5 protein-coding genes are annotated in these 17733 nt (G+C 73.4%); all 5 read right to left on the bottom strand.

What is annotated here, in order from left to right; genetic code table 11:
* Positions 1-14 precede the first annotated feature (14 nt).
* The 5 genes from ACWED2_RS20650 to ACWED2_RS20630 all read right to left on the bottom strand — a co-directional run bounded on the left by ACWED2_RS20650 (position 15) and on the right by ACWED2_RS20630 (position 17619).
* Positions 15-14195, bottom strand: a complete 14181-nt coding sequence (locus ACWED2_RS20650) for a type I polyketide synthase (RefSeq protein WP_449692085.1) — start codon at positions 14193-14195, stop codon at positions 15-17.
* Between the two features lie 40 nt (positions 14196-14235).
* Positions 14236-15426, bottom strand: coding sequence for a cytochrome P450 (locus tag ACWED2_RS20645; protein WP_449692084.1), 1191 nt, complete (start codon positions 15424-15426; stop codon positions 14236-14238).
* A 25-nt stretch (positions 15427-15451) separates the two neighbouring features.
* Positions 15452-15667 carry a DUF5988 family protein gene (locus ACWED2_RS20640; protein ID WP_449692083.1) on the bottom strand — a complete coding sequence of 72 codons (216 nt, stop codon included), beginning with the start codon at positions 15665-15667 and terminating at the stop codon, positions 15452-15454.
* Between the two features lie 186 nt (positions 15668-15853).
* A complete protein-coding gene (locus ACWED2_RS20635; protein WP_449692082.1) occupies positions 15854-16630 on the bottom strand; it encodes a Gfo/Idh/MocA family protein in 777 nt (258 codons plus the stop codon).
* The gene (locus ACWED2_RS20630) at positions 16627-17619 is read right to left on the bottom strand and encodes a Gfo/Idh/MocA family protein (protein ID WP_449692081.1); all 993 of its coding nucleotides are present in this window, start codon (positions 17617-17619) and stop codon (positions 16627-16629) included. The genes ACWED2_RS20635 and ACWED2_RS20630 overlap by 4 nt, the downstream gene beginning before the upstream one ends.
* Positions 17620-17733 lie beyond the last annotated feature (114 nt).

The raw sequence follows: 17733 nt of genomic DNA, 5'->3' as shown, positions 1-17733 counted from the left end.
TTCGCCATCGGCGGTCAGCTCGTCTGCCCGAGGGCCCGTTGCACGAGACCGGAGATGTCCAGTGCGTCGATCAGGTCTGCGTCGTCGGCGGCCGGGGCCGCTTCCGGGGTCGCCGTTTCCGGGTCGGCCAGGCCGAGCAGGGTCTCCAGCACGCCCGCCTCCTTGAACCGGGCGAACGGCACGGCCGCGAGGACCCGCCGGAGGTCGTCTTCCCGCCCGTCCAGGCCGTCGTCGGCTTCCCGGAGGAGTTCGACGCGCAGGTAGCCGACCAGCGCCTCCGGGGTGGGGTAGTCGAAGATCAGCGTCGCCGGCAGCCGCAGCCCGGTGGCCGCGTGCAGGCTGTTGCGGAGGTTGACCGCGGCCAGGGAGTCGAAGCCGACCTCCTGGAACGCCTGCCGCGGGCCGATGCCGTCAGCGCCGCTGTGGCCGAGGACCGTCGAGGCGTGCCCGCGGACCAGCTTCAGCAGGATGCGGTTCTGCTCGGCGTCCGGCACCGCCCGCAGGGAACCCGCGAGCGACGACGCCGTGTCGCCGTCTTCGCCGTCGTCCTGCGTGGCCTGGAGGATCGCCTTCGCCTCGGGAAGGTCGGCGAACAGCGGGCTGGGCCGGACCGAGGTGAACGCGGGGATGAAGGCACCCCAGTCCATGTCGGCCACCGCCACGGCCTTCTCGTTGCCGTCGACGGCCTGCACCATCGCGGTGACGGCCAGCGGCGGCGCCATCGGGAGGACACCGCGGCGGCGCAGCTGGGCGAGGGCGGCCTCGTCCATGCCGATGCCGATCTCGTCCAGGGCGCCCCAGGCGATCGACGTCGCCTTGAGGCCGCGGGCCCGCCGCCATTCGACCAGGGCGTCGAGGACGGCGTTCGCCGCACCCGCCGGGCCCTGCCCGCCACCGCCCCAGATGCCGGCGATCGAGGAGAACACCACGAAGGCGTCGAGCGGAGTGTCCTCGAACAGCTGGTCCAGCCACACCGCGGTGGTCACCTTGGCGGTGAACACCTCGTCGAGGTCGGCCCGGCCGGTGTCGTCGACGGAGCTGGTCTGCGCGATGTCGGCCGCGTGCACCACGGCGGTGACCTCCGAGCCCGCCACCAGCCGTTCCAGGGTGTCCCGGTCGGCGCAGAACTCGACCGTGGTGTCGGACTCGGCCAGCTCGGCCCGCAGTGCGTCGACGCCGTCACCGGTGACGATGAGCCGTTCGGCGCCGGACTGCGCGAGCCAGACCGAGGCGTGCCGGCCGAGCCCTTCGGCGCCGCCGGTGACCAGGACCGTGCCGCGCGGCTCCCACTTGCCCGCGGACTCCGGCACGGGCTTGCGGACCAGCCGCCGGTGGTAGACACCCGACCGCCGGACCGCGAGCTGGTCCTCCCCACCAGCGCCGTTCAGCACGCCGAGCAAGGCCTGCGCCGTGCGCGCGTCGGTCGCGGCGGGCAGGTCGACCAGGCCACCCCACCGGTCGAGGCGCTCCAGCGCGACGGCGCGGCCGAGGCCCCACACCGCCGCCTGGGCCGGTGCGGTGACCGCGTCCTGGATGCCGATGTTCACCGCGCCGGAGGTGAGGCACCACAGCGGCGCGGCCGTGTCGGTGTCGCCCAGGGCCTGGACCAGCGCGAGGGTCGAAGCGGTGATGTCGGTCGCGTCCGCGGGCCCGCCGTCGAGAGCGAGCAGCGAGAGCACGCCGGTGAGGTCGTTGTCCGCCAGGACACCCCGCAACCGCTCGGCGAGCTGGTCCCGTGAAGGGTCCTCGATCTCCAGCCGGACGAGGTCGAGCCCCTGGCCGGTCAGCTCCGTCAGGAGCGCGTCGGTGGTACCGGCCGGAACGACGGCCAGCCAGCGCCCGCCCGGCACGCCGGTGGCTTCGCGTTCGAGGGGCTGCCAGGTGACCTGGTAGCGCAGCTTCTCCGCGGCCGAGCGTTCGCGGCGCCGGCCGCGCCACCCGGCCAGCACGGGCACGACGGTGCCGAGCGCACCGCGCTGCTCCGGCACCAGGTCGAGCAGCTCGGCCAGACTGTCCACATCGGACTTCTCGACCGCGGTCCAGAACTCGGCGTCCACGCCTTCGGCCGCCTCCGCTTTCTCGGCCTCCTGCAGCCAGAAGTGCCGCCGGTCGAAGGCGTACGTCGGCAGGTCCACCCAGCCGGTCGCGGGCGCGGCAGCCGTCCAGTCCACGGCCACCCCGCGGACGAACAGCTCGGCCGCCGACACCAGCAGCCGCCGGAGCCCGCCGTCGTCGCGCCGCAGGGATCCGCCGACCACGGCGTCGTCGCCGATCTCACTGAGCGGCTGGACCAGCACCGGGTGGGCACTGATCTCCAGGAACACCGAGTGCCCCAGCCCGGCCAGGTCCGCGACCGACGGCCCGAACCGCACCTGCTGCCGCAGGTTCCGGTACCAGTAACCACCGTCGACGACGGCGTCCCCGATCCACGCGCCGAGGACGGTCGAGTAGAACGGGATCGCCGGTGCCTGCGCGCTGATCCCGGCCAGGGCCTCGGCGAGGGTTTCCTCGATGGCCTCGACGTGCCGGGTGTGCGAGGCGTAGTCCACCGCGACCCGCCGCACCCGGACGCCGTCGGCTTCCAGCGCGGCCAAAGCCTCGTCCAGGGCCTGGGCGTCGCCCGCGACCACGACCGAGGACGGGCTGTTGACCGCGGCCACCTCGACCCGGGCTGCCCACGGCGCCAGCCGCGCGACGGCGTCTTCCTCGCTCAGCGCGACCGACGCCATGCCGCCGCGACCGGCCAGTTCCGCGGCGATCGCCTGGCTGCGCAACGCGACCACCTTCGCCGCGTCGTCCAGCGACAACGCCCCGGACACGCAGGCCGCGGCGATCTCGCCCTGGGAGTGCCCCAGCACCGCGTCCGGGACCACGCCCAAGGAGGTCCACACCGCGGCCAGGCCGACCATCATCGCGAAGCTCGCGGGCTGCACCACGTCGACCCGGTCGAGCAGGTCGGCGTCGCCGCGCAGCACGTCGAGCAGCGACCAGTCGGTCCACGGCTCCAGCGCGGCGGCGCAGTCCTTGATCCGCTCGGCGAACACCGGCGAGGCGTCCAGGAGTTCCCGGCCCATGCCGGCCCACTGCGAGCCCTGGCCGGGGAACACCCAGACCAGCTTGCCCGGTTTGCCCGCGGTCCCGGTCACGACGCCGGGCGCGTTCTCGCCGCGGGCCAGCGCCTGCAAGCCTTCCTGGGCTTCTCCAGCGGACCCCGCGATGACGACCGCACGCTCGTTCAGCGTCGCGCGGCCCGACACCAGCGCCCCGGCCACACCCGCCAACGTCTCGCTCTCCAGGACCGCGGCCAACCGGCCGGCCTGCCCGGCGAGGGACCCGGTGCTGCGGGCCGACACGACCAGCGGCACCACGCCCGGTCGTGAGTGGAAAAGAGGGTTAGAACCCGAATCTTCACTCACGACAAGCCGCGGCAGACCGGCTTCGGGGGCTTCCTCGATGATCAGGTGCGCGTTGGTCCCGCTGGCCCCGAAACTGGACACCCCGGCCCGGCGCGGACGCCCGGTGCGCGGCCACTCGCGGGCCTCGGTGAGCACCTCGATCGCGCCCGCGGACCAGTCGACCTGGCTGGTGCGCTCGCCGGCGTGCAGCGTGGCCGGCAGGATGCCGTTCCGCATCGCCATGACCATCTTGATCACGCCGACCACGCCGGCGGCAGCCTGCGTGTGCCCGATGTTCGACTTCAGCGAGCCGAGCCAAAGCGGCGTCTCCCGCTCCTGCCCGTAGGTGGCCAGCAGGGCCTGGACCTCGATCGGGTCACCGAGTGCCGTCCCGGTCCCGTGGCCCTCCACGACGTCCACATCGGACGGTGCCAGCCCGGCGCTCGCCAGCGCGCCACGGATCACCCGCTGCTGCGATGGCCCGTTGGGCGCGGTCAGGCCGTTCGAAGCGCCGTCCTGGTTTACCGCGCTGCCGCGCAGCACGGCCAAGATCCGGTGGCCGCGTTCCTGGGCCACCGAAAGCCGCTCCAGGGCGACGACGCCGACGCCTTCGGCCCAGCCGGTGCCGTCCGCGCCTTCCGCGTAGGCCTTGCACCGGCCGTCGGCGGACAGGCCGCGCTGGCGCGAAAACTCCAGGAAGGCGTCCGGGCCGGCCATCACGGTCGCGCCGCCGGCCAGTGCCATCGAGCACTCGCCCTGCCGGAGCGCCTGCGCCGCCAGGTGGATCGCGACCAGCGAAGACGAGCACGCGGTGTCCACGGTGACGGCCGGGCCTTCGAAGCCGAACGTGTAGGCCACCCGGCCGGACGCGACGCTCGAGGCCGTGCCGGTCATCGTGTAGCCCTGGACGTCCTCGGGCACTTCGCGCAGCCGGGTCACGTAGTCGTGGTGGACGATCCCGGTGAAGACGCCGACGTCGCTGCCGCGCGCGGAGAGCGGGTCGACGCCCGCGCGTTCCAGGGCTTCCCACGACGTCTCCAGCAACAGCCGCTGCTGCGGGTCCATGGCCAGGGCTTCGCGCGGCGAGATCCCGAAGAGCCCGGCGTCGAACTGCGCCGCGTCGTGCAGGAAGCCGCCCGAGCGCGTGTAGCTCGTCCCGGCGTGGGCCGGGTCCGGGTGGTAGAGGCCGTCGAGGTCCCAGCCGCGGTCGACCGGGAAGCCGGAGATCGCGTCCCGGCCCTCCGCGACGAGGTTCCACAGCTCTTCGGGGCTGTCCGCGCCGCCCGGCAGGCGGGTGCTCATGCCGACGATCGCGATCGGCTCGTCGGAGACGTCCCGGGTCACCACGACCGGCGCCGCCGGGCGCTCGCCGCCGAGTTCGGCGCGCAGGTGGGCCGCGACGGCGGCCGGGTTCGGGTAGTCGAAGACCAGCGTGCTGGGCAGGTCGACGCCGGTGAAGTCGCGCAGGCGGTTGCGGAGCTTGATCGCGCTGAGGGAGTCGAACCCGTGGTCCTTGAAGGACCGGTCGAGGTCGAACGCATCCGCGTCCCGGTGCCCGAGCATCACCGCGGCGCTCTCCCGGACCAGCTCCAGCACGTCTTGGACCGGCTGGGCCGGCCGGTCCGCGACCGGGGCCGGTTCGTCGGTGCCGACCCAGAACCGCTCGTGCTGGAACGCGTAGGTGGGCAGCACGGTCCCGACCGCCGCACCCGGCTCGTCGAGCACCGCCGTCCAGTCCACGGCCACGCCCCGGACGTGCAGTTCGGCGAGCGCGGTCAGGACGTCGGGGACCTCGGCGCCGTTCTTGCGCAGGGTGGCGACGCAGCTCTGCTCGGACCCGCCGAGCGTGCCGAGCGCCATGGCGGCCAGGGCCCCGCCCGGGCCGAGCTCGAGGAACGTCGTCGCGCCCTGAGCGCTCAGCTCGGTGACGGCGTCGCTGAACCGCACGGCGTTCCGGACCTGGCCGACCCAGTAGTCCGGGCTGTCGAGCGCCGCGAGTTCCCCGGTCAGCGTCGAAACAACCGGCAGCGAACCAGTCCGGTACGTCAGGCGCTCCGCGACCGCGCGGAAGTCGTCGAGCATCGGTTCCATCAGCGGCGAGTGGAAGGCGTGGCCGACGGTCAGCCGCTTGGTCTTGCGGCCGCGGTCCGCCAGTCCGGCGGCGACGGCCACCACGGCGTCTTCGGCGCCGGAGAGCACCACGGAGTCCGGGCCGTTGACCGCGGCGACGCAGACAGCGCCGCCGAGGAAGGGCGCGACCTCGTCCTCGGTCGCCTGGACGGCCACCATCGCGCCGCCCGCGGGCAGGGCCTGCATCAGCCGGCCGCGCGCGGCGACCAGTTCGCCCGCCTCGGCCAGGTCCAGTACGCCGGAGACGTGCGCGGCGGCGAACTCGCCGATCGAGTGGCCGGCGAGGAGGTCCGGCCGCACCCCCCACGACTCGAAGAGCCGGAACAGGGCGGTCTCCACGGCGAACAGCGCGCCTTGGGTGTACATCGTCCGGTCGAGCAGCGTGCGGTCGGTGAAGACGACCTCGCGCACCGGACGCCCGCCCAGGTGCGCGTCCACGGCGGCGCAGGCGGCTTCGAAGGCGCCGCGGAAGACCGGGAACCTCTCGGCGAGGTCGCGGCCCATCCCCGCCCACTGGCTGCCCTGACCGGTGAAGAGGACGGCCAGCTTGCCGTCGACCGGCGTCCCCGACACGACGCCGGGGCCGAACGCGGTGAGGTCCGCCTTGAGCTGCTCCCGGTCGGCGGCCAGGACGACGGCCCGGTGGCCGAGCTGGGCCCGGGTCGTGGCCAGGGCGTGGGCGACGTCGGGGACGCGCACGTCAACGCCGAGGAAGTCGGCGAGCCGCGCGGCCTGCCCGCGTAGCCCGGCAGCCGAACGCGCGGAGAGGAGCACCGGCACCGGGAACTCTTCCGGCCCCGGCTCGGCCTCGGTGACCTGCTGGGGCACCTCTTCGAGGACGACGTGCGCGTTCGTGCCGCCGATGCCGAAGGAGGACACGCCGGCCCGGCGCGGGTGGTCGCCGGCCACCCAGTCCCGGCTCTCGGTCAGCAGTTCCACCGCACCGGCCGACCAGTCCACATGGGACGACGGCCGGTCGACGTGCAGCGTCTTGGGCAGGACGCCGTGGCGCATGGCCATGACCATCTTGATCACGCCCGCGACCCCCGCCGCGGCCTGCGTGTGCCCGAGGTTCGACTTCACCGAACCCAGCCACAGCGGCTGCTCTCGCTCTTGGCCGTAGGTGGCGAGCAGCGCCTCCGCTTCGATCGGGTCGCCCAAGGTCGTCCCGGTGCCGTGCGCCTCCACCGCGTCGACGTCCGATGTGGACAGTCCGGCGGCGGCCAGTGCCTTGCGGATCACGCGCTGCTGGGACGGCCCGTTCGGGGCGGTGAGGCCGTTCGAAGCGCCGTCGGAGTTGACCGCCGAGCCGCGGACCACGGCCAGCACCTGGTGCCCGCGGCGGCGGGCCTCGGACAGCCGCTCCACCAGGAGCAGCCCGACGCCCTCGGACCAGCCGGTGCCGTCCGCGGCGTCGGCGAACGCCTTGCACCGGCCATCCGGCGCGAGCCCGCGCTGCCGCGAGAACTCGACGAAGGTCTCGACCGTGCCCATCACCATCACGCCACCGGCCAGGGCCATCGAGCACTCGCCGCGCTGCAGCGCCTGCACCGCCATGTGCAGCGCCACCAGCGAAGACGAGCAGGCTGTGTCGACCGTGACGGCCGGGCCTTCGACGCCGTAGTGGTAGGCGATCCGGCCGGAGAGCACGCTCGCCGAGCCGCCGGTGAGCCGGAAGCCCTCGACCCCCGCCGCCCGGTGCGTCCGCAGGCTGTAGTCGTGGCTGTTGACGCCGGCGAACACGCCGATGTCCTGCCCGGCCAGGGTGGTCGGGTCGATCGCGGCCCGCTCGAACAGCTCCCAGGACGTCTCCAGCAGCAGCCGCTGCTGCGGGTCCATGGCGAGGGCCTCGTTGGGCGAGATGCCGAAGAAGGCGGCGTCGAACCCGGCGGCGTCGTCGAGGAAGGCGCCGTGCCGGACGTACGTGGTGCCTTCGTGGTCGGGGTCTTCGTGGTAGACGCGGTCGGTGTCCCAGCCGCGGTCGGCGGGGAACTCGGTGACCGCGTCGACGCCGTCGGCGACCAGCCGCCACAGGTCCTCCGGGCTGTGCACCCCGCCGGGGAAGCGGCACGCCATCGCGACGATCGCGATCGGCTCTTCGGCCGCGGCGGTCCCGATCTCGGCCGGTCGCGGTGCGGCTCCGCCGAACAGCTTGGTGCGCAGGTGTTCCGCGAGCGCCGGGGGCTTCGGGTAGTCGAAGATCATCGCCGGAGACAAGGTGAGCCCGGTCGCCGCGGCCAGGCGGTTCCGCAGTTCCACCGCGGTCAGCGAGTCGAAGCCGGCGTCCTTGAACGTCCGTCCGGAGCGGACGGATTCGGCACCGGCGTGGCCGAGGACCTCCGCGGCGTGCCGCCGGACCAGGTCGAGCAGGGCTTCGGCCCGCTCGGCCTCGCGCAGCCCGGCGAGCCGCTCGGCCGGCGACGCGGTCTTGGCCGCCGTCCGGCGCGGCAGCGGGGCGAGGCCGCGCAGCAGCGGCGGGACCGGGCCACCGGACTTCGCCGTCGCCCGCAGGGCGGCGACGTCGAACTTCGCCGCGACCAGGGCGCCACCGGTGCCGATGGCGGCGTCCAACAGGGCCGTGCCCTCGTCGGCGGCGAGGCCGGACATGCCGATCCGCTGGTTGCGCCTCAAGTCGGCGGCCCCCAGGTGTTCGGTCATCCCGCTGACCGCCGCCCAGTATCCCCAGGCGATGGACACGGCAGGCAGGCCGAGGCGGTTCCGCTGGTGCGCCAGCGCGTCCAGTTCGGCGTTGGCCGCCGCGTACCCGGCCTGGCCGGGGTTGCCCAGCACGCCCGCCGCCGAGGAGAACAGCACGAAGGCGGCGAGGTCGGCGTCGCGGGTGAGCTCGTCGAGGAGCCGGGCGGCGTCGACCTTCGGCCGCCGCACGGTGGCGAGCCGGTCCGGGGTCAGCTCGGTGACGACGCCGTCATCGAGGACGCCGGCGGCGTGGATCACGGCGGTGAGCGGGTGCTCGGCCGGGATCGCCCGCAGGACGGCTTCGAGCTGCGCCCGGTCCGCCGCGTCGCAGGCGGCGATGGTGACCGACGCCCCCAGCGCGGTCAGCTCGTCCCGCAGCTCGGGAGCCTCGCCGCGGCGGCTGACCAGCACCAGGTGCCGGACGCCGTGCGCGGTGACGAGGTGCCGGGCGGTCAGCGCGCCGAGCGTCCCGGTCCCGCCCGTGATCAGGACGGTCCCCTCGGGATCGAGCGGCCGCGCGTCCTGCCGGGGCGCAACGCGGGCCAGCCGGGGCACCGACGCGACGCCGCCCCGCACCCGCACCTGCGGTTCGCCGCTCGCCACCACCGCGGGCAGCACGGCGGGGTCGTCGAGGTCGGCCAGGACGATCCGGCCCGGGTGCTCGGACTGCGCCGAGCGCACCAGGCCCCAGATCGCGGCCGCGCCGGGCTCGGCGCAGTCGCCGGTGAGCACGGCCAGCCGGGTCTCCGCGGGGTCCGCCAGCCAGGCCCGGAGCGCGGCGAGGGTGTCCTCGACCGACGTGGCTTCGTGGGTCACGACGTCGGCCTCGCCTGCAGCGGGGAGCGGGATTTCCGTCCAGTCGACGCGGAACAGCGCGTCGGTGCGGCCCGGTTCGGGGGCGAACGGTGTGCCGCGCACGGATTCGACGGTCAGCACGGGCCGCCCGGCCGGGTCGGTCAGCCGCAGCCCGGCCGCCGTCGGCGTGCACGTGACGGCCGTCGCCCCGGCGGCCAGCAGGGACACGCCGGTCCACACGGACGGCAGCAGGTCGTCGCCGACGACCGTGCGGACGGCCGCGTCCAGCAGCGCGGGGTGGATCCCGTACCGGTCTGTGTCCCGCAGGCCGTCGACGGTGACGTCGGTGGCTTCTCCCGCCGCCGGTTCGGAAACCTCGGCGACGGCGGGAGCGAGTGTGCCGTGGGCGTGCCGCGTCCACGGTTCGTCCGCCTCGCGGGAAAAGACCTCGATGGACCGCCGCCGCTGCCCGCCGGGCTCGCCGACGATCAGCTGCACGTCCCGGCTTCCCCGTCGCGGCAGGAGCACGGGTGTGTCGATGGTCAGTTCGGCGAGGAAGGGGGTGCCGGTCCGGTCGCCGAGCCGGATGGCTGCCTCGACCAGTGCCGCAGGCGGCACCAGGCCGTCGGTTGCCCAGGGCTGCGTCCGGCGCGTCCACTGCGCCACGGCCATGACGCGGTCCGCACCGGGGGTGCTGACGATCGTGCCCAGGAGCGCGTCGCCGTCCGACGCCGGTTCGGCCGGCTCGAGCCAGTAGTGCCGGTGGTCGAAGGCGTAGGTCGGCAGGTCGACCCAGCCGGCGGCGGGCACCATCGCCGTCCAGTCAATGTCGATGCCGCGGACGAACAGCTCGCCCATCGAGGTCAGCAGACGCCGCAGGCCACCGTCGTCACGCCGCAGTGTCCCGACCGCGTCGGCGAGTTCACTGATCGGCTGCACCAGCACGGGGTGCGCGCTGACCTCGACGAACACCGTGTGACCCTGCTCGATCAGAGCCGTCGCGGCGGCCCCGAACCGGACCTGGTTGCGCAGGTTCCGGTACCAGTACTCACCGGCCAAGGTTCCGTCCTGCACCCACTCGCCGGTGACGGTCGAGTAGAACGGCACAATCGGCGCCTGCGCCCTGATCCCGGCCAGGGCCTCGGCGAGGGTGTCGCGGATGTCCTCGACGTGCCGGGTGTGCGAGGCGTAGTCCACCGCCACCCGCCGCACGCGAATTCCTTCACCGGACAGAGTTTCCAGGGTCTGGTCGAGAGCCTGGGCGTCCCCGGCGATCACCACCGACGAAGGCCCGTTGACCGCGGCCACCTCGACCCCGTCCACCAACTTCGGGAGCACGTCGTCCTCGCTCAGGGCAACCGACGCCATCCCGCCACGACCGGAAAGCTCCGCCGCGATCGCTCGGCTGCGCAACGCAACCACCCTCGCCGCGTCCTCCAGCGACAACGCCCCCGACACGCACGCGGCCGCGATTTCCCCCTGCGAGTGCCCGACCACCGCGTCCGGCCGGACTCCCACGGACTCCCACACCGCGGCCAACCCCACCATCACCGCGAAGCAGGCGGGCTGCAGCACATCGACCCGGTCCAGATCGCCCTCGCCCCGCAGGACGTCGAGCAGCGACCAGTCGATCCACGGTTCCAACGCGGCCGCGCACTCCGCGATCCGCGCGGCGAACACCGAGGACTCTTCGAGGAGCTCACGGCCCATCCCGGCCCACTGCGTCCCCTGGCCCGGGAACACCCACACGACCTTGCCCGGCGTCGCCGAACCGGTCGCGTCCAGCGCCCGCAGCCCGGCCACGGCTTCTTCGCGCGAACCGGCCACGACGACCGCGCGTTCGTCCAGCACCGCCCGACGCGACACCAGCGCCCCGGCCACCTCGGTCAGCGAAACGTCACCTTCGAGGAACGCCGCCAAGCGCTCGGCCTGCGCGGACAGCGACTCCGCGCTGCGCGCCGACACGACCAGCGGCACCACCGCGGCTTCCGAGGTGGCGACCGGCTCGTCGAGGGGTGCTTCCTCGACGATCAGGTGCGCGTTGGTCCCGCTGACCCCGAACGACGACACCCCCGCCCGGCGCGGCCGTCCGTTCCGCCGCCACTCCTGAGCCTCGGTCACCAGGGAAACCGCACCGGCGGACCAGTCGACCTCTTGAGTCGGTTTGTCGACATGCAGTGTCGGCGGCAGGACCTCGTGCCGGAGCGCCTGCACCATCTTGATCACGCCCGCGACCCCCGCGGCCGCCTGCGCGTGGCCGATGTTGGACTTCAGCGAGCCGAGCCACAGCGGCTGCTCCCGCTCCTGGCCATAGGCCGCCAGCAGGGCCTGCGCCTCGATCGGGTCACCCAGGGTCGTCCCGGTCCCGTGTGCCTCGACGACGTCCACATCGGACGGTGTGAGTCCGGCGGCGGCCAGCGCACGGCGGATGACCCGCTGCTGCGACAGGCCGTTCGGCGCGGTCAGCCCGTTGGAGGCGCCGTCCTGGTTGACCGCGCTGCCGCGCAGCACGGCGAGCACCCGGTGGCCGCGCTCCCGCGCCACCGACAGCCGTTCGAGGACGACCACGCCGACCCCCTCGGACCAGCCGGTCCCGTCGGCCGCCGCCGCAAAGGCCTTGCAGCGCCCGTCGGGCGCCAGCGCGCGCTGGCGGGAGAACTCGACGAACGAGCCCGGCGTCGCCATCACTGTGACCCCGCCGGCCAGTGCCATCGAGCACTCGCCCTGCCGCAGCGACTGGGCGGCCAGGTGCATCGCGACCAGCGACGACGAACACGCCGTATCCACGGTGACCGCCGGGCCCTCCAGGCCCAGCACGTACGACACCCGGCCGGACGCCACGCTCGACGCGACCCCGGTGGCGACGAACCCTTCGAGTTCCTCCGCCACCGGGCCGGCCCCGTAGCCCTGGCCCATCAGGCCGGAGAACACGCCGGTGTCGCTGCCCTTCAACGCGATCGGGTCGACCCCGGCGTGCTCCAGGGCCTCCCAGGAGGTCTCCAGCAGCAGCCGCTGCTGCGGGTCCATCGCGACGGCCTCGCGCGGCGAGATCCCGAAGAAGCCCGCGTCGAACTGGCCGGCGTCGTACAGGAACCCGCCCTGGCCGACATACGACGTCCCGGCGCGGGCCCGCTCGGGGTCGATGAGGCTGTCGAGGTCCCAGCCGCGGTCGTCGGGGAACGCCGAGACGGCGTCGACACCGTTCGCCACCAGCCGCCACAGGTCTTCCGGGGAAGCCACGCCACCGGGCAGCCGGCACGCCATGCCCACGATCGCGATCGGCTCGTCCGGATCGGCCGCCACGAGCGGCTCGGCGACGTCCTGGGTGAGCCCGAGCAGCTCGGCCCGGACGCGGGCGGCCAGCGCCGCCGGCGTCGGGTGGTCGAAGACGGCACTGGCGGGCAGCCACAGGCCGGTGCGCTCGGTCAGCCGGTTGCGGAGCTCGACGACGGCGAGCGAGGTGAAGCCGAGGTCGCGGAACGCCCGCCCGGCCGGAACCGGCTGCCCCAGCACGTCGGCGGCCTGGGTGCGGACGAGGTCCTCCAGGAGCTCACCCTGCGCGCGTTCGTCCAAACCGGACAGCCGCGCCCGCAGTGCCGCGGCGACGGCCTCGTCGGCCTGCCGGGTCTGCTCCTCGTGTTCGGTCTCGGCGTACCGCAGCGCACCCGGCTCGCCGGCCAGCAGGCCCCGCCGGACCTTGCCGGACGCGGTCCGCGGGAGGTGGGCGACTTCGAAGATCCGCGCGGGCACCTTGTAGGCGGACAACTGCTCGCGGCACTTCGCGAGCAGCGCCGCGGGATCGAACCCGGACGGCCCGGGGATCACGTAGGCGACCGGCACCTCGCCGAGCGTGTCGTGCGGAGCGCCGCCGACGGCCGCGTCCGCGACACCTTCGGCCGTGCGCAGGACCGCCTCGACCTCGCCGGGATGGATGTTCGCCCCACCCCGGATGATCAGCTCCTTGATCCGGCCGCAGATGGTGAAGTAGCCGGCGTCGTCGCGCCTGGCCAGGTCACCGGTGCGGAACCAGCCGTCGCGCATCGCCGCGGCGGTCGCCTCCGGGCTGTTGTGGTAGCCGAGCATGACGTTCGGCCCGCTGACCCAGACCTCGCCCTCCTGGCCGGCGGGGAGCTCCCGCCCGGTGTCCGGGTCCACGACCCGGACACCGACACCCGGCACGGGCAGCCCGCACGAACCGTCGACCCGGGCGTCGTCCGGCGGGTTCATGGTGATGGCACCGCAGGTCTCGGTGCTGCCGTAGGCGTCGATCAGCGGCACGCCGAAGGTCTCTTCGAACTCGCTGCGCAGCCCGGCGCCGAGGACCGCGCCCCCGGCCAGGGCGATCCGCAGGCTCGGGGCGGCGAACCCGCGCTGCCGGGCGGCCCGCACCAGGTGGTGGTAGGTGGTCGGCACGCCGGCCAGGAACGTCGAGTCCTCGGCCCGCAGCAGCCGCATGACGTCGTCGGCGGAACCGCCGTCCGCGATCCGGACGGTCGCGCCGACCACGGTGGCGGACAGGACGCAGGCGATGTGGGAAAGGCTGTGGAACAGCGGCAGCGGCCAGAGCACCCGGTCCCGGTCGCTCAAGCCGGGGAACGGCACGTAGCAGGAGGCGACGGACCACAGGCAGTTGCGCTGGGTCGACACCACGCCCTTGGGCCGTCCGGTCGTGCCGGACGTGTAGAACATCCAGGCCGGTTCGTCGAGGTCGAGGTCGTCCGCGGCGGGCTCGGCCGGTTCCGTGGCGGCGAGTTCGTCGTAGGAGTGGGCGCCGGCCGGGACGTCGTCGCCGGTCACCAGCAGCTTGACGGGCGGCGCGAACCGGAGCCGGGCCGCCTGCGCGGTGTCGGTGATGACCACCGTGGCGCCGCTGTCGGCCAGCGGGTACGCCAGCTCGGCCGTCGCCGATCCGGGGTTGAGCGGCACGCCGACGCCGCCCGCGCGCAGGACCGCGAAGTAGCTCTCCACAGTGGACACCCGGTTGCCGAGGCAGATCGCCACCCGGTCCCCGTGGCGGACGCCGAGGCCGGCGAGGTGCCCGGCCAGCCGGCGCGTCCGCGCCTCGAGGTCGCCGTAGGTGACCGCCCGGTGGTCGTCGGCGAAGGCCGGCTTGCCGGCGAAACGGGTCGCGTTCTCCAGGAGTGCGACGTGAAGTGGCTTGACGAGATCGGTGCGCACTGTGCCGCGGATCCTTTCGGGTGTTCGAGGGGAAGACCGCTCACCAGGAGACGGGGAGCTCCTTCACCGAGAAGACGGAACCCTTCAGCCGCAGCGGAACCTCGTCGGCCGGGACGGCCAGGCGCAGGCCGGGGAACGCCCGCAGGAGCGCGGTGAAGCCGGCGCGCAGCTCGATGCGCGCCAGGTTCTGGCCGAGGCACTGGTGGATGCCGAAGCCGAACGCGACGTGCCCGGCGGTGTCGCGCTCGATGTCCAGCTCGGCGGGGCAGCCGAACTTGACCGGGTCGCGGTTGGCCGCGGGCAGCGACACCGTCACCGTGTCGCCCTGCTTGATCAGCTCGCCCTCGAGTTTGATGTCTTCCAGCGCGGTGCGGTAGGTGTGGTACTGGTTGACGGTCAGGTAGCGCAGCAGCTCCTCGATCGCGGCGTCGAGCTTCTCCGGTGCCGCCCGCAGCTTCGCCAGCTGATCGGTGTGGTGCAGCAGCGCGAAGACGCCGGTGGCGAGCGCGCCTTCGGTGGTCTCGTACCCGGCGAACAGCAGCAGGGTGACGATGTTGCGCAGCTCCTCCTGGGTCAGGTCTTCGTTCACCAGCGAGCTGATGAGGTCGTCCCGGGGCTGCTCGCGCCGCCGCTCGATGACCTCGTCGAAGAACTTCCCGGCCAGCTCGTACGCGACCGCGGCCTCGGCCGGGTCCGCTTCCGCGTCGTGCAGGAGGGTCACCGCGGGCACGTACCGGTCGCGTTCCTCATAGGGCAGGCCGACGAGCTCGCCCAGCATCCGCAGCACGAGCGGCTTGGCGAAGTCCGCGACGACGTCGGCGGTGTCCCCCTTGGCCCGCATGACCTCGATCTGCTCGGCGGCCACGGCCTCGACGCGCGGGATCAGCCTGCTGGTGCGGCGGACGGTGAACTCGCCCGTCAGCAGCTTGCGGTAGCGCGTGTGCCCGGGCGGGTCCATGTGGATGAACATGCCGGGGATCAGCGGGTGGGTCGGGATGACCTGGCCCTGGTGGGTCACCGGGAAGTGGCCGATTTCGCAGCTGTGGCTGAACCGCGGGTCGCTGAGCACCTCGCGGACCAGGTCGTAGCCGGAAACGATCCAGCCGACGTGCCCATCCGGGTAAACCATCTTCGCGAGCGGACGTTCTTCGCGCAGAGAGTCGAACACCGCGGGCGGGTCGAACTTGTCGGTCCGATCCCACGGCACCTCGAACGAAATTGCGTCGGTCATGGAAACCTTTCCCGTGGGAGAGCTTTTATTCGGCGATCTTCGTGCGGTGCGACCACCGGAACACGGCGATGTCGCCGCCGTCGGCGGCCTGGAACTCCCCGCCGTGCACGAAATGCTCGTAGCCGGCCCCGTGGCGGATCTTGAGCGTGTTCTCCAGCGCGGCGGCGTCGACGCTGCGGTGCGCCAACGCCAGTTCGGCCGGCCCGCCGTCCAACGCGATTTTCACCTGCGTAACACTCATCGCGGCCTCCACCTGTTTCGGGGATCTCCCAGCGCAGAACAGTTTTTTCGGTCTCGATTCAGGCTAGGTGAGCCACCGCAAGGCGACATCCCTCACTCTGGTAGAGCCCCACGCACCACACACGGGCAACACAAAAGGGGGCTTTCCCCTGTGGCACAGGAGAAAGCCCCTACGGTTCGGAATCCGTCAGATGTCGGAAGGGAGGTCGACGGGCTGCCCGGTGTGCGCCGATTCGTAGGCCGCCTGGATGATCCGGAACGTCCGCAGCGCGGCCCGGCCGTCCGGCCCGGCCCCCTCGCCGCGGAGGAAGTCCTGGAGCATCAGGGCATGCAGGTCTTCGCCACCCGGTTCGGGCCGCTCGCCGCCGAGCAGCCGCGGACCGGCGTCGTACTGGACGCTCCCCTTGTCCCCGATGAAGGTGACGGCCGGCCGCCCCGTGGCGGAACCGTTGCGGCGGCAGTCGAACGACGCGACCTTACCGCTGCGGTACCGCACGGTGAGCACCGCCGCGCTTTCCCCGGTCCGTCCACTGAGGACGATGTTGGTCTGGGCGTACACCTGCCGCGCGGGCTCACCACCGAGGACGGCGTCCGCCAGGTCGAGCAGGTACGGCCCGGTGGCACCCAGCACCGCGTCCGCGGTCGTGGTCACCGAGCCGAGAACGGTCGTCAGCTCACCGATACCGCCGTCGGCGATTCCCCTGCGCACCACCGCGAACGCCTCGCCGTGGCAGGCCGGGGAGGCGAAGGTGAGCCGGTCGCCACCGGCGTCGACCAGGGCTGCCAGGTCGGTTTCCTTGGCCGCGGACGGGTGTTCGCACAGCACGCGCGCGCCGGCCTCGGCGGCCTGCCGGACCGGCTCGAACGCGTCCCAGCCCGCCGTGGCGACGACTTCGACGTCCGGCACGCCGCGCAGCACCTTGACGTGGTTTTCGGGCGCGGACGACAGGATGGCGACCTTCACGCTGCTCCCCTCACCGGCAGTTCGACGGCCCGCCCGGTCCACGCGGACTCGGCGGCGGCGTGGATGATCCGCACGGCGGCCAGCGCGTCCTCCGCCCCGATCCGCGGTTCGGGCCCGCCCGCGAACGCCGTCGCGAACTCCCGCATTTCGGTGGCGAACACCGACGGCCCGCCGTAACCGAAGTTCTCGGCCCCGCCGTCGACCACCCGGACCTCCTGTGGCCACTCGGAGTCGTAGCTCACCGTCCCGCCGGTCCCCGACACGTGGAAGGCCACTCGCACCGGCGGCCGCGGCGTCGCCGTCCACCGGCTCACGACCTGGCTGATCGCCCCACTGGCGTGGGTGAGCACGGCGGTCCCGGTCGCGACGGCGCCTTCGGGTGCCGGGGTGGCGATTTCGCCCTGGTAGCAGGCGTACACGCGGACGACGTCGCCGAAGACCCAGTGCGCGAGGTCGGCGCCGTGCAGCAGCTGGTCGGTGAGGATCCCGCCGGACCGCGCGGAAGCGGTCCCGGTCCAGGGCCGCGGGTGGTAGGCGGAGAAGGAGAACCGGCCGATCGCGCCCTCGCCCAGCCGCCCGCTCGCGACGAGCTCGTGGAGCCGGGCGTAGGGCGCGGCGAACCGGACGTCGTGGGCGGCGTAGAGCCGCACGCCTGCCTTTTCGGCGGCGGCGACGATCTCTTCGGCCTCTTCGGCGCTGGCGGCCAGGGGCTTCTCGCACACGACACCGATACCGGCGGCGATGGCGGTCATGGCGATCTCGTGGTGGCTCGCGGTCGGCGTGCAGATGTCGACGGCGTCGGCACCGTCGAGCGCCTCCGCCAGTGAGCCGGCGGCCTTCGCGCCGAACTCCTTCGCCAGGTCGGCGGCCCGGCCGTCGTCGGAGTACACCCGCACGACGGCGCCGGCGCCGAGCCACGATTCCAGGTGCAGCCGGGCGATCAGCCCCGCACCGATCAGAGCCACCTCGAGCGGCCGCGATGTCTTCACGTACCGAGACTCACCCACGCGTGCGGCAGGAGCCATTACCAACGTGGGTAGTTCGGGCTGCCACACTGGCCGGCATGTGCGAGGCATGCGAACTCGAAGCCGACCTTCCCGCCC

This window comes from Amycolatopsis sp. NPDC005003 (assembly GCF_053600695.1).
Note: the sequence above shows the minus strand (reverse complement) of the source record. Positions and strands in the feature narration are given on the sequence as shown.

Excerpts from the sequence above, each read along its gene's own strand:
- ACWED2_RS20645 (WP_449692084.1), bottom strand. The coding sequence starts at position 15,426 with ATGACCGACGCAATTTCGTTCGAGGTGCCGTGGGATCGGACCGACAAG.
- ACWED2_RS20640 (WP_449692083.1), bottom strand. The coding sequence starts at position 15,667 with ATGAGTGTTACGCAGGTGAAAATCGCGTTGGACGGCGGGCCGGCCGAA.